This is a genomic window from Agrococcus sp. TSP3-2-1 (genome assembly GCF_049897585.1).
Taxonomy (GTDB): domain Bacteria; phylum Actinomycetota; class Actinomycetes; order Actinomycetales; family Microbacteriaceae; genus Agrococcus.
In genome coordinates this window covers 368,552-380,861 of record NZ_JAFCWN010000001.1, presented here as the reverse complement: position 1 = coordinate 380,861, position 12,310 = coordinate 368,552, and the positions used below count along the sequence as shown (strand labels likewise).

Sequence of the window (12,310 nt, the reverse complement as noted above, 5' to 3'; positions counted from 1 at the left end):
GTCTAGTCGTTGCCCGCGGGCCGCCGGCGGGCGAGCCGCTCAGCGCCGCGGAGCGCACCGTTGCGAGTTCCCCGCGCGGCAGTCGCGCGGTGCCGCGCGCGAGCCGCTCCATCCGACGCGCCTGACCGGGCGAGGAGCTCCTCGTGGTACGCGGGTGCGGTGCGCGCCCAGCGGAGGAGCCCGCGGAGCCCCAGGTGCCGTGCGGCGAAGAGCATCCGATTGCGAGCGTTGTAGTAGGTGTAGCCGAGCGACTTGCCCGATCCCCCCTGCGTCGCGCCGACCTCGTGCACGACCTGCAGGTCGCGCTCGACGACGAGCCGTCCGTGCGAGAGCCAGCGGTGCGTGAAGTCCACGTCCTCCCAGTAGAGGAAGTAGTCGTCGTCGAGTCCGCCCAGCCGATCCCACGCGTGGGCCGGCACGAGCAGGCAGGCGCCGGTCAGCCAATCGAGCTGCCGCTCCGCTTCGTCGTGTCGACGGTGGCGCGCGATGCCGCGGTCCCAATCGATGACGCCGCCGTCGAACCACAGTCGGCCGTCTGGCGTGCGGATGCGAGGGGCGATCATGGCGTCGGGTTCGGCTTCGGAGCGCTCGAGCAAGCGCTCGACCGTCGCAGCGTCCGTGCGCACGTCGGGGTTGAGCAGCAGCACGTGCCGAGCGCCCAGCTCGAGCGCGCGCTGCACGCCGGCTCGCACTGCCGCGCCGAAGCCCACGTTGTGCGTCATCTCGATGAGGTCGGCGCGGAGCCGCTCCGCGACGGCCCTGAGCCGCTCGTGCTCAGCATCGTCGGTCGGATTCTCGACGATGACCGTGCGCATCCTGCGGAGGAGCGGCATCAGCCCGTCCTCGATGAGGGTCGCCGAGCCGAAGCTCACGATCACGGCGACTGCCGTCGGATCGATCGGCCTGGAGCGGCTCGTGATCGCGTCGAGGACGACGTGCGCGAATGCCTCGCCGGTCGTCTCGGGCGCGCGCGCAGTCGCCGCGGCGGATGCCCGGCGACGAGCATCCGACGGCAGCGCGGCCAGCCCGTCGAGCAGCCACTCGGGGCGGGCGGGGTCGACGACCACCGCCCACCCTTCGTCGCGCGCTTGCTCGACTGCCATGCAGGGAAAGGCCACGACCGGGAGGCCGAAGGTCGCCGCGAGCTGCAGCGCACCCGAGTTCAGCCCAGCTCGGTAGGGCATGGCCAGGACGTCGGCGGCCCGATGCCAGAGCTGCACCTCGTCGACGGGCACATGGTCGGCATGCACCGTCACGTCGTCACGGCCCTCGAACCGCCGCTGGAACGCCACCGCGTCGAAGCCGGCTCCGGGACGCCCTGCGACGAGCAGGTGCAGGTCGGCGCCGAGCTCCTGAGCGGCGAGGAACCCGTCGACGAGCGCATCGAGCCCCTTGTACTCCCGCAGCGCACCGTGCAGGAGCACGACGGTCCTGCTCTCCGGGATGCCGAGTGCCGCTCGGGCACCCGACCGGTCGACGGCATCCGGATACACGCCGAGGTAGCTGGGATGCGGGATGTTGACCTGCCGCTCGAGCCGGATCCCCCATGCCTCGTCGATCGCCTCGGCGGTCCGCGGGTGCATGGTGTGCACGACGTCGGCTCGCTCCGCCAGCCCCTCCAGGAGGCGGCGCTCGGCGCGCGGGTGGATGGGCTCGTGCGACGCCGCGTTGTGCACCGTCCAGATGAGCACCCCTCCGGAGCGGTGCAGCGCGTCCACCTCCGCGAGGGCGCGATCGACGCCCGCGCACGCGTCGTCCTCGGTCGCCGCGCGCTGGGTGATGGGTGCGGTCCAGTTGAGGTGCACCGCGAGCCCCTCGACTGCGCGGTCGAGCACGCTCGTGAGCGGGGCGCCGTGGTCGAGGTCGATCGTCGAGAATCCGGCGGATCGCACCCCCGCGTCGATGATGTCCTGCCAGGGATTGTCAGTGAAGCGCCCCCACGAGACGAACGTCGGCGTGGCTCGCGTGCGGGGCTCAGCGGGGCGCGAGCCCGCGCAGATGCGCTCGCGCTCCGGCTGCCCGAGCGTTCGCTCGAGCTGCGTGTCGTTCAGGCCGCCTGCGACGTTCGACCGATACAGCCCCGTGGCCTGCGTCGCGGGGACGAACGCGAAGTTGCGGCTCTGCGCCTCGACCTGCGCCGTCTGGATGCCGCTCCTGACGGCGACAGCATGGATCCAGACGTCATCGGCGGTCGGCGCCCGCTCGAGGAACCGCTCCCCCTCGTCTCGCAGCCGTTCGAGCAGGGCCGCCGGCAGCAGCTGGCCCGAGACGCCTGTCCCGAAGTGCGCGAAGCTCGGCGCCGTGCCCGAAGCCGGGCGCCACTCGCGATACGGTCGCAGCGCTCCGTCGGCGCACGGGATCTCGTGCGCTCGGAACGCTTGCACGAGATCCGGCCGTGCACGATGCGCCTCGACGAGCACCCGCAGCCACCGGGTCGGGTAGACCATGTCGTCGTCGCTCACGACGAGCGGCAGCTCGTGGTGGAGCATCGAGGAGACGTAGGGCCAGTACTTCGCGTGCACCCCGAGACCGGGCGCTGCCGGCAGGATCTCGAGCCCGCGCCGCTGCAGCCGCCGCAAGGGCGAGGGCAGGGCGCGAGCGAGATCGGGCTCGTCGAGGAAGAGGACGAGGCGGCGCGGCAGGATGTCGCCGCGCGCGATCGACTCGAGCGCGACCCAGACGAGACGGAGGCGCTCGCCGTGCGTCGTCATCGTCACCACGGCCTCACCGCTGGGGTCGACGACCGATGCGTTCGAGCGCAGGTTCTGCAGGCGCAGGCCGGCGATCTCGCGCAGGAGCCGAGACGACGGGCGATCGTCCTGAGCCGCGGTCGCCTGCTCGTGGAGCGGCACCCCCACGGCTCTCGACAGGAGCCTCCGGCCGGTGGATCGGGCTCGGGTGATCGAGCGCTGCAGGGCTGGAACCGGCATGCGATCACCCTAGCCGTCGCTCGCCGGACCTTGACAGCTGCGGAACTTTGCTGGCAAGGTAACCATCTTGTACCCCATCCTCCTCTCTCGGAATGAGATCCATGCGCCGTATTGCGCTCACCTCCCTCGCTCTTGCCGCGGTCCTCGGCGCTGCCGTGCTCAGCCCCGCCCCCGCGGCGGAGGCCGCCGACAGCCGAATCGACGGGGCGGATCGCTTCGAGACGAGCGTGCTCGCATCGCGACAGCTGCCGGCCGGCGACGCGGTCTTCCTCGCCTCAGGAGTCTCGTTCCCCGACGCGCTCGCAGCGGCACCCGTTGCGGCGGCCGAGGGCGCGCACCTGCTGCTCGTGCGCCCCGACGGCATCCCCGCGTCAGTGCAGGCGGAGATCAGCCGACTCGCGCCGACCGAGGTGGTCGTCCTCGGCTCGGAGGCGACGCTCTCCAGCGCGGTCGCCGCGCAGGCCTCGCAAGCGGCGCCCCGCGCCGACATCACGCGCATCGGCGGGTCCGACCGAGTCGAGACGTCGATGCTCCTGCTCGACCGGATGCGGCAGCACACGCCGGTGCGCGACGTCTGGGTCGCGAGCGGCGCGAGCTTCCCCGACGCGCTCGCCGCGGGCGCCGTCGCCGCGCGCGACGGCCACGGGCTCGTGCTCACGACCGGCGCTGACGCTGCGTTCCGCCAGCACCTTGCCGCGCGCATGAGCGGCGTCGAGCGCTTCCACATCCCCGGCAGCGTCGCGAGCGTCGGCAACGACGTGCAGTCGCTGCTCTCGAGCACGGGCCGATCGGTCACGCGCTTCCCCGGTGCCGACCGCTACGAGACGGCGGTGCAGATCAACCAGCGCTTCACGCCCGCGCGCAGCGGCGGCCAGCTCGTGCTCGCGAGCGGCACCGACTTCCCCGACGGCCTCGTCGGCGCGGTGTACGCGGGGCTCCGCGGCGAGCCGCTCTACCTCACGACGCCCGGCTGCGCATCGAGCGGCTCGGTCGCCGCCGAGCGCGACCGCGTCGGCAGCCGCGGCATCACCGTGCTCGGTGGCGTGACGACGGTCTCTCCCGTCGCAGCGGCGCTCGTCCCGTGCGGCGCGCTCAACGCCTCGACGAGCGACCTGCTCGACCGCATCAACCGCGAGCGAGCGGCAGCCGGGGTGCGCCCGCTCGCCGCCGACGGCTGCCTCACCCGCATGGCGGCCGGCTGGGCCAGCGAGATGGCGGCGGGGAACCTCGCCGGTTCCGCGCACAACCCGTCGCTCACGGCCGACGCGCGCGCGTGCTCGCTCCGCGGCTGGGGCGAGAACGTCGGCCGCACGAGCGGCGGGGGCCCGGATGCCGCGCGCATCATGAGCGCGTGGATGGCGTCGGAGGGACACCGGAACAACATCCTCCGCGCGAGCTTCACCCACATCGGCATCGGCGTCGACCGCGGCTCGAACGGCTCCTGGTACTACGTGCTCGACTTCGGGACCCGCTGAGCCCGGCGGCCCCGCCGGATAGGATGGAGGTTCCGACCGAGACGGGAGCGGGAGCGCCATGACCACCAGGTTGACGGTCGTACTCGACGAGGTCGGGGATCGCACCTCGACGATGGTCGGCCGCTACTCGACCGAGATGGCGCGCGCGCTCACCGCGACGGCACCCGCCGGCATCGAGGTCGCTGCGATCGCCGCGAAGCTGAGCGACGGCCGGGCCGCGCGCGCCGAGGCGCAGCTGCCCGGCCTCGCGGAGCTCCGCCGCACGGCGGTGCCGGCTCGCGAGCTGCGCGAGGCGTGGCTGCACTCGCTCACGACGCTCCCCGTGCGCGGCCTCGTGCACGCGACGAGCCTCATGGCGCCGCTGCGGCGCGAGCCCGCGCCCGGGGATCAGGTCACCGTCACGGTGCACGGCCTGCAGCCCTTCTCCGACCGCTCGAAGCGCAAGCAGCAGTGGTTCGACCGGGCGCTGCGACGGGCGCTGCAGCTCGCCGACGGCATCGTCGTGCCATCGACCGCCATCGCCGAGGACCTCTCGCTGATGCACGAGACCGGCGACCGCGTGCGCGTCGTGCATCCCGCCCCGTCGTCCGCACTGCTGCGCGCGGCCGGGTCCGACGCCCCGCTGTCGCTGCCGGACGAGTTCGTGCTCGCCATCACGAACCCGGGCGCGCTCGGTCAGGCGCGCCGGCTCATCGAGACGATCGCGAGCCCGAGGATGCCGGATGTGCGGGTCGTCGTCGCCGGCCCGGTGCAGTGGGGCGAGTCGAGGCTCGCGGGCCTCGCGGTCGAGGCGGGCATCCCCGCCGGCCGGCTCGTGATGCTCGGCCAGCTCGACGACGCCGAGCTCGCGCTCGCCCACCGTCGGGCGCTCGCCCACCTGCACGTCGCCGAGCAGGATGCGCTCGGGCTCTCGCTCCTCGACGCCTCCGCGCTCGGCACGCCGACGGTCCACCCCGCGACACGCTCCCTCGTCGAGATCGCGAGCGGTGCGAGCGTCGCGGTCGAGGGCGGCCCGCACGAGCTCGCCGGGGCCCTCTCCGATCTGCTCGCCGACGACGCCGAGCGCACGCGGCTCGGGCTGCTCGCCCAGGACCGCGCGAGCGCGTTCACGTGGGAGACGGCTGCCCGCCAGGTGTGGCAGCTGCACGCCGAGCTGTGAGCGAGCGCGTCAGCGTCGCCCTCTGCACCCACCAGGGCGAGCTGTGGATCGAGCAGCAGCTGCGCAGCATCCTCGGCCAGTCGCGACCGGTGAGCGAGATCGTCATCGGCGACGACGCCTCGACCGATGGCACGCTCGACGTCGTGCGGCGCGTGGCGAGCGAGACCGACGTGCCCATCCGCATCCGTCGCCATGACGCGCCGCTCGGCGTCGCCGCGAACTTCGCCGACGCGATCGCGGCGACGAGCGGCGATGTCGTCGCGCTGAGCGACCAGGACGACGTGTGGCACCCCGACCGGCTCGAGCGGCTGCTGCCCCACCTTGAGGGCGTCGCGCTCGTGCACTCCGACGCGCGGCTCGTCGGCGCCGACGGCGCGCCGCTCGGCTCGACGCTCGAGGCGTCGCTCGAGATGTCGGCGTGGGAGCGCGCCGCGCTCGAGGAGGGGCGCGCGATCGATGCGCTGCTGCGGCGGAATCTCGTGACGGGCGCGACGGTGGTCGTGCGGCGCGAGGCCGCGGTCGCGGCGCTTCCCGTCCCGCCCGCGTGGATCCACGACGAGTGGCTCGCCGTGTGCGCCGCGCTCGGCGACGGCGTCCGCTACGTGCCCGAGCCGACGATCGACTACCGCCAGCACGGCGGGAACGCGATCGGGGTGCAGCGGCTGAGCCTCGCCGGCAAGCTGCGCCGGGTGCTCGAGCCCGACTCCGGCAAGCACGCGCAGAAGGCCGCTCGGGCGGAGCAGCTCGCGACCGAGGCGGCGCGTAGGGGCCTCGCGAGCGGCGCAGAGCTCGAGCGGCTCGTCGAGAAGGCGCGCCACGAGCGCTCGCGAGCCGCGCTGCCCGACGCCCGGGCGCTGCGCCTCCCCGGCGTGCTCCGCGGCATCGCCGCCGGCCGGTACCGGCGCTTCTCGCGCGGCGCCTACGACGTCGCGAGAGACCTGCTCGAGCGCCACTGACGCGCCGAGCCGCTGCCCCTACGGCTGCGGCGGCTCCGCCGGCTCGCCCGTCGGCGGCGCGAGCGCGTCGGCCTCGGCGAGCGCCGCCTGCACCATCGCGTGGATCGCGTCGTAGTCCGGGTCGCCCGTGTTCACCTGCGGTGGCACGAGCTCGAGGTTCGTGATCGGCAGCGCCCGCGTCTCGAGCGCGAGCTCGGAGAGGCCGCCGATCATCGCCTGCGGGATGTCGGTCTGCACCATGTCCTGGCCCGCGGCGGAGAGCTCGGTGTACTTCGTCAGCAGCGTCTGCGGCGTGAACTCGCGGATGAGCGCCTCCTGCACCTGCCGCTGCCGCTCCATGCGCGCGTAGTCGGAGGAGCCGGCGCGGCTCCGGGCGTACCAGAGCGCGTGGTAGCCGTCCATGCGCTGCGTGCCCGGTTCGATCCACTCCTCGACCGGCCCGCCCTCGATCGCGATGGGCACGCGCTCGCCCACCTCGAGCTCGAGGCCGCCGAGCGCGTCGACGAGCTGCTCGAAGCCCGACATGTCGACGAGCACGAAGAACTGGATCGGGATGCCCGTCACGCCCTCGACCGCGTCGCGAGTCGCCTCGATGCCGGGGCTCGAGCCGCGCGCCTCCGCGTCGGGGTAGAGCTCCGGATGCGCCTCGCCGTAGGTGTACGTGCCGTTGAGCAAGCAGTCGCTCGACGTGCAGTCGAAGCCGTCGGGCCACGGTCCCCACATCGGCGAGTCGGCCGAGAAGGGTGCGTTCCGCAGGTTGCGGGGCACCCCGATCATCGTCGCGGCGCCCGTCTCGGCGTTGACGGTCACGACGGTCATCGAGTCGGCGCGCCTGCCCTCGCGGTCGTCGCCCGCGTCGCCGCCGAGCAGCAGGAACGAGTAGCGGCCGTCGATGGGCTCGACCGCCGGGCGAGCGAAGTCGAAGAGGTTCGTGACGAGGCCCCGGGATGCGTCGACGATGCTCGCGCCGTAGCCCGCGAGCGCCGCGGGCGCGACCGTCGCGAGCATCGCGACAGCGGCGATCGCGGCGCGCGCTCTCCCGCGGACCTTGCCGAGCCGGGCGAGGCGCAGCGTGTCGAAGCCGAGCACGAGCCAGAGCACGGCGTAGGCGATGAGCAGCACCTCGACGACGAGCAGGCCGATCGAGTTGCCGACGAGCGTCAGCAGCGCCGAGCGCCAGGTGAACCACAGGATCGCGGCGAGTGCGCCGAGCGCGAGGAGCGCGATCGTCGCGCCGATCCCGATGCGGCCGAGCCGGCGGCTGCCCGCGAGTACCTGGGCGCTGCCGGGGAGCACGAATCCGAGCAGCACGAGCCACCAGCCACGTCGCTCCATGACCTCCGGGCGACGCGCGTCGGGCTCGCGGATCGGGTTGGCTGCCTGCAGCAGCGTCATGCGCTCGCGTCCACGCGTCCGCGGAGCGCCTCGGCCTTCTCGCCGACCTGTCGCTCGAGGTCGGCGGCGAAGGCGTCGAGGCGTGCGGCGAGCGCGTCGTCGGTCGTGCCGAGGATGCGCGCGGCGAGGATGCCGGCATTCCGGGCACCGCCGATCGAGACGGTCGCGACGGGGATGCCCGCGGGCATCTGCACGATCGAGAGCAGGCTGTCGAGACCGTCGAGCCGCTCGAGCGGCACCGGCACGCCGATGACGGGCAGTCGCGTCATCGAGGCGACCATGCCGGGCAGGTGCGCCGCCCCGCCGGCGCCGGCGATGATGACGCGCACGCCGCGGTCGGCGGCGCCGCGCGCGAACTCGACCATCTTGTCGGGGGTGCGGTGCGCCGAGACGACATCGACCTCGGAGGGCACGCCGAGCTCGTCGAGCACGGCCTTCGCCGCCTCCATGACCCGCCAGTCGGAGTCCGATCCCATGATGATGCTGACCTGCGCACGCATGGACTCCAGGGTACGCACGCTCCCCATGGACGGCCTATCGCCTCGCCGCCGCGACGCATCCGCCGCGCGCAGCGCTCGGAGCCGACGCCTCGGAGCCGACGCCGCAGAGCCGACGCCGCAGAGCCGATGCCTCAGGCGTCGAAGTGCGCGGCCGCCGCGCGCGCCCGGTAGGCGACCTCGTCGAGGTCGTCGCCGATCGCGGTGACGTGGCCGACCTTGCGCCCCGGCCTCGCGCTCTTCGCGTAGGAGTGCACCTTGACATCCGGATGCGCGTGCAGCGCGGCGCGGTAGCGATCGGTCATGGAGCCCGAGGCGGGCCCGCCGATGACGTTGATCATGACGCTCGCGGGCGCGAGCAGCGCCGTCGAGCCGAGCGGCAGGTCGAGCACCGCCCGGAGGTGCTGCTCGAACTGGCTCGTGATCGAGCCGTCGATCGTCCAGTGGCCCGAGTTGTGCGGCCGCATCGCGAGCTCGTTGACGAGCACGCGACCGTCGCTCGTCTCGAACAGCTCGACCGCGAGCACGCCCGTCACGCCGAGCCCCTGCGCGATGCCGCGCGCGATGTCGTCGACGACCGGCTGGATGCGTGCCGCGTGCCGGGCGGGAGCGAGCACCTCGGCGCAGATCGAGTCGCGCTGCACCGTCTGCACGAGCGGCCACACGACCGTCTCCCCGGAGGGGCGCCTCGCGACGAGCTGCGCGAGCTCGCGCGAGAACGGCACGAGCTCCTCGACGAGCAGCCGTGGCCCGCCCGCGGCTGCGCCCTCGAGCCAGTCGTCGGCCTCGTCGGCGGCGCGCACGACGCGCACGCCCTTGCCGTCGTAGCCGCCGGTCGCGGTCTTCACGACGCCGACGCCGCCGTGATCCGCGAGGAATCCCTCGAGATCGGCCCGGGAGTCGACGGGGGCCCAGTCGGGCTGCGGCGCGCCGAGCTCGGCCATGCGCTCACGCATGTGGCGCTTGTCCTGCGCGAAGCGCAGCGCGTCGGGGCCGGGGTGCACGCGGTGGCCCGCGTCGACGAGCGCGCGCAGCACCTCCTGCGGCACGTGCTCGTGGTCGAAGGTGACGACGTCGACGCCCTTGGCGAAGGCGAGCACCGCCTCGGCGTCGCGGTAGTCGCCGACCGCGGTCGCCGCGAGCGAGGCCGACATGCCCTCCGCCTCAGCGAGCACGCGCAGCTCGATGCCGAGCTCGACGGCCGCCGGGATCATCATGCGGGCCAGCTGCCCGCCGCCCACCACACCTACGCTCATGCTGGCGATCATGCTGGTTGCACCTCCGGCTTGCCGAGCCCGACGACGCGGAAGCCGGCGGCGGACCACCGGGCGGCGTCGAGCGTGTTGCGGCCGTCGACGACGACGCGCGCTTGTGTCCACTGGGCGACCTCGACGGGGTCGAGCTCGCGGAACTCACGCCACTCGGTGCCGAGCGCGAGCACGTCCGCCTCCCGCACCGCCTCGGCGACGGAGCCGGCGATCTCGAGCGAGGGCAGCATGCGGCCGGCCGTCTCGCGGGCCTGCGGATCGAAGCCCACGACGGAGCGGCCCGCGCGCTGCAGCCGGCGGCAGACCTCGAGCGCCGGCGAGTCGCGCACGTCGTCGCTGTCGGGCTTGAACGCGAGCCCGAGCATCGCGACGCGGTCGCCGCCGAGCGCGTCGAGCTCTCGCTCGACGAGCGCCGCCATGCGATCGCGGCGGCGCAGGTTGATGCGGTCGACCTCGCCGAGGAACGCGAGCGCGTCGGCGTGCCCGAGCTCGCCCGCCCGGGCTTGGAAGGCCCGGATGTCCTTGGGCAGGCAGCCCCCGCCGAACCCGAGGCCCGCGTTGAGGAAGCGGCGGCCGATGCGCGCATCGAGCCCGATCGCGTCGGCGAGCTGCGTCACGTCGGCGCCGACCGTCTCGGCGAGCTCTGCCATCGCGTTGATGAAGGAGATCTTTGTCGCGAGGAAGGCGTTCGCGCTCACCTTCACGAGCTCCGCGGTCGCGAAGTCGAGGACGAGCCGCTCGGTGCCGCGCTCGAGCACCGAGGCGTACACCGCGTCGAGCCGCTCGACCGCCGCGTCGTCACCGGGCTCGACGCCGTAGACGAGCCGATCGGGCGAGAGCGTGTCCTGCACGGCGAAGCCCTCGCGCAGGAACTCGGGGTTCCAGGCGAGGCTCGCGCCCGTCGACCGCACCGCCTCGGCGAGTCGCGCCGCGGTGCCGACCGGCACGGTCGACTTCCCCACCACGAGCGTGCCGGCGCCGAGGTGCGGCTCGAGCGACGCGATCGCCGCGTCGACGAACGCGAGGTCGGCGGCGTCGGAGCCGGGCAGCTGCGGGGTGCCGACCGCGATGAAGACGACATCGCTGCCCGCCGTCTCGGCGACGTCGGTCGTGAAGCGCAAGCGACCGGCCTCGACGCCCGCGCGCAGCAGCTCGGGGAGCCCCGGCTCGAAGAACGGCGGCTCGCCGCGGCCCAGCCGCTCGACCTTCGACGCGTCGACGTCGACGCCGATCGTCTCGAAGCCGAGCGAGGCCATCGAGGCGGCGTGCACGGCGCCCAGGTAGCCGCATCCGATCACGGCGATCTGCATGGAGCTCATCGTCCTCCCTCGAGCGCGGCGCGCGTCACGCCGCGTCGACCCTGTCGGGCTCGGCGAGCCCGCGCGCGCCCAGCAGCTCCGAGAGCGTGCGCTGCACGAGCGACGCGCTCGGCACGTCGGCGAGCACGACCGCGCGGTCGCCCCCCGTCGAGAGCAGCACGTCGCCGGCGCCGAAGAGCGCCTGCAGGCCGCGTCGCCGCACCGTGACGTCGTGCACGCGCGAGAGCATCGTCTCGCGACGGGTGCCGCCGAAGCCGCTGCGGGTGATGACGCGCTCGGTCGTGAACACGAAGCCGCGCGAGAGCCACGCGAGCGTCGGCACGATCGTGAGCAGCGCGACCACGATGCCCGCGACGGAGAGCACCGCGACGTTCCAGAGCGGCCAGTCCACGCGATCGAGCAGCAGCGCCGAGAGCCCGACGCACGCCCACAGCACGAGCACGGGCACGACGAGCACGCGACCATGCGGTCGCATGCGCGCGATCACTCGCTCGTCGCCGGCTTGCACGCGACGATTCTCCCCCATCACCGCACGTGCACCACGTCGCCGGCCCGCACGTCGACGATCCCGTCGCCCGCGTCGACCTGCAGCTCGCCGCCCGGACCGAGGCCGACGGCGCGGCCGCGCAGCTCACCGGAGGGCAGCGCGACCCGCACGTCGCGCCCGATCGTCGCGAGCTCAGCGGCGACCGCGGCGCGCAGCCGCTCGGTGCCGAGCGCCGGGAGCAGCCCGTCGAACGAGCGCAGCACGTGGCACAGGATCGCGTCGGCGAGCACGGGCGCGGTGCCCTCCGCCCCCTCGAGCGTCAGCGACGTCGCGTGCTCGGTCGGCAGCTCGTCACGCGAGAGCGTGAGGTTGACGCCGAAGCCGACCGCGACGCCCGTCCGCCGCCGCTCGCACAGGATGCCCGCGACCTTGCGGCCCTCGATCAGCACGTCGTTCGGCCACTTGATCGATGCGCGGTCGGCGACGAGCACGTCGAGCGCGTCGGCGAGCGCAAGACCGGCGGCGAGCGGCAGCCAGCCGATCTGCTGCTCGTGCATGCGCTTCGTGCGCACGAGCACCGTCGCCGCGAGGCACTTGCCGGCGGGCGAGACCCACTCGCGACCGAGGCGCCCGCGACCGGCGCGCTGGTCGAGCGTCGCCCACGTCGTGAGGTGCTCGGCGCGATCGTCGACGGCGTCGAAGGTCGAGCCGACCGTGCCGAGCTCGATCACGCTCGCGGCCCTCGCTGCACCGGGGAAGAGCATGACCCCAGCCTATGCGCGCGAGCGGGCGAGCATGGAGAGGAGCACCACCGATCTGCGGCG

10 protein-coding genes are annotated in these 12,310 nt (G+C 73.8%); 3 read left to right on the top strand and 7 right to left on the bottom strand.

What is annotated here, in order from left to right; genetic code table 11:
• Nucleotides 1-2 precede the first annotated feature (2 nt).
• The gene (locus ACP7BI_RS01925; protein WP_425843355.1) at nt 3-2,930 is read right to left on the bottom strand and encodes a glycosyltransferase; all 2,928 of its coding nucleotides are present in this window, start codon (nt 2,928-2,930) and stop codon (nt 3-5) included.
• 155 nt (nt 2,931-3,085) lie between these two features.
• On the opposite strand from ACP7BI_RS01925, the gene ACP7BI_RS01920 reads away from it, so the two are divergent.
• Genes ACP7BI_RS01920 through ACP7BI_RS01910 form a run of 3 tightly spaced genes read left to right on the top strand, consistent with a single transcriptional unit; the run spans nt 3,086 to nt 6,520 of the window.
• Nucleotides 3,086-4,405 (top strand): cell wall-binding repeat-containing protein, encoded by a 1,320-nt coding sequence (locus ACP7BI_RS01920; protein ID WP_425843353.1) that lies wholly within the window; start codon nt 3,086-3,088, stop codon nt 4,403-4,405.
• Nucleotides 4,406-4,463: 58 nt separating this feature from the next.
• On the top strand, nt 4,464-5,564 hold the full coding sequence (locus ACP7BI_RS01915; RefSeq protein WP_425843351.1) for a glycosyltransferase: 1,101 nt from the start codon (nt 4,464-4,466) through the stop codon (nt 5,562-5,564).
• Entirely contained in the window at nt 5,561-6,520 is a 960-nt protein-coding gene (locus ACP7BI_RS01910) for a glycosyltransferase family 2 protein (RefSeq protein ID WP_425843349.1), read from the top strand. The genes ACP7BI_RS01915 and ACP7BI_RS01910 overlap by 4 nt, the downstream gene beginning before the upstream one ends.
• An 18-nt stretch (nt 6,521-6,538) precedes the next feature.
• Here the strand turns inward: ACP7BI_RS01910 and ACP7BI_RS01905 are convergent, their stop codons facing one another.
• From ACP7BI_RS01905 to ACP7BI_RS01880, 6 genes are all read right to left on the bottom strand, one after another.
• Nucleotides 6,539-7,915 carry an LCP family protein gene (locus ACP7BI_RS01905; RefSeq protein ID WP_425843347.1) on the bottom strand — a complete coding sequence of 459 codons (1,377 nt, stop codon included), beginning with the start codon at nt 7,913-7,915 and terminating at the stop codon, nt 6,539-6,541.
• Nucleotides 7,912-8,442, bottom strand: a complete 531-nt coding sequence (purE, locus tag ACP7BI_RS01900) for a 5-(carboxyamino)imidazole ribonucleotide mutase (protein WP_425843345.1) — start codon at nt 8,440-8,442, stop codon at nt 7,912-7,914. The genes ACP7BI_RS01905 and purE overlap by 4 nt, the downstream gene beginning before the upstream one ends.
• Nucleotides 8,443-8,546: 104 nt before the next feature.
• Nucleotides 8,547-9,668: a 5-(carboxyamino)imidazole ribonucleotide synthase gene (locus ACP7BI_RS01895; RefSeq protein WP_425843343.1), complete on the bottom strand. Its 1,122-nt coding sequence runs from the start codon at nt 9,666-9,668 to the stop codon at nt 8,547-8,549.
• 8 nt (nt 9,669-9,676) lie between these two features.
• Nucleotides 9,677-10,990 (bottom strand): UDP-glucose dehydrogenase family protein, encoded by a 1,314-nt coding sequence (locus tag ACP7BI_RS01890; protein ID WP_425843548.1) that lies wholly within the window; start codon nt 10,988-10,990, stop codon nt 9,677-9,679.
• A gap of 34 nt (nt 10,991-11,024) precedes the next feature.
• On the bottom strand, nt 11,025-11,507 hold the full coding sequence (locus ACP7BI_RS01885; RefSeq protein ID WP_425843341.1) for a PH domain-containing protein: 483 nt from the start codon (nt 11,505-11,507) through the stop codon (nt 11,025-11,027).
• Between the two features lie 17 nt (nt 11,508-11,524).
• On the bottom strand, nt 11,525-12,250 hold the full coding sequence (locus tag ACP7BI_RS01880; protein ID WP_425843339.1) for a biotin--[acetyl-CoA-carboxylase] ligase: 726 nt from the start codon (nt 12,248-12,250) through the stop codon (nt 11,525-11,527).
• Nucleotides 12,251-12,310: the final 60 nt, after the last annotated feature.

Coding starts and splice junctions, on each gene's coding strand:
- ACP7BI_RS01925 (WP_425843355.1), bottom strand. CDS start 2,930: ATGCCGGTTCCAGCCCTGCAGCGCTCGATCACCCGAGCCCGATCCACC.
- ACP7BI_RS01905 (WP_425843347.1), bottom strand. CDS start 7,915: ATGACGCTGCTGCAGGCAGCCAACCCGATCCGCGAGCCCGACGCGCGT.
- ACP7BI_RS01880 (WP_425843339.1), bottom strand. CDS start 12,250: ATGCTCTTCCCCGGTGCAGCGAGGGCCGCGAGCGTGATCGAGCTCGGC.
- ACP7BI_RS01890 (WP_425843548.1), bottom strand. CDS start 10,990: ATGCAGATCGCCGTGATCGGATGCGGCTACCTGGGCGCCGTGCACGCC.
- purE (WP_425843345.1), bottom strand. CDS start 8,442: ATGGGGAGCGTGCGTACCCTGGAGTCCATGCGTGCGCAGGTCAGCATC.
- ACP7BI_RS01915 (WP_425843351.1), top strand. CDS start 4,464: ATGACCACCAGGTTGACGGTCGTACTCGACGAGGTCGGGGATCGCACC.
- ACP7BI_RS01895 (WP_425843343.1), bottom strand. CDS start 9,668: ATGAGCGTAGGTGTGGTGGGCGGCGGGCAGCTGGCCCGCATGATGATC.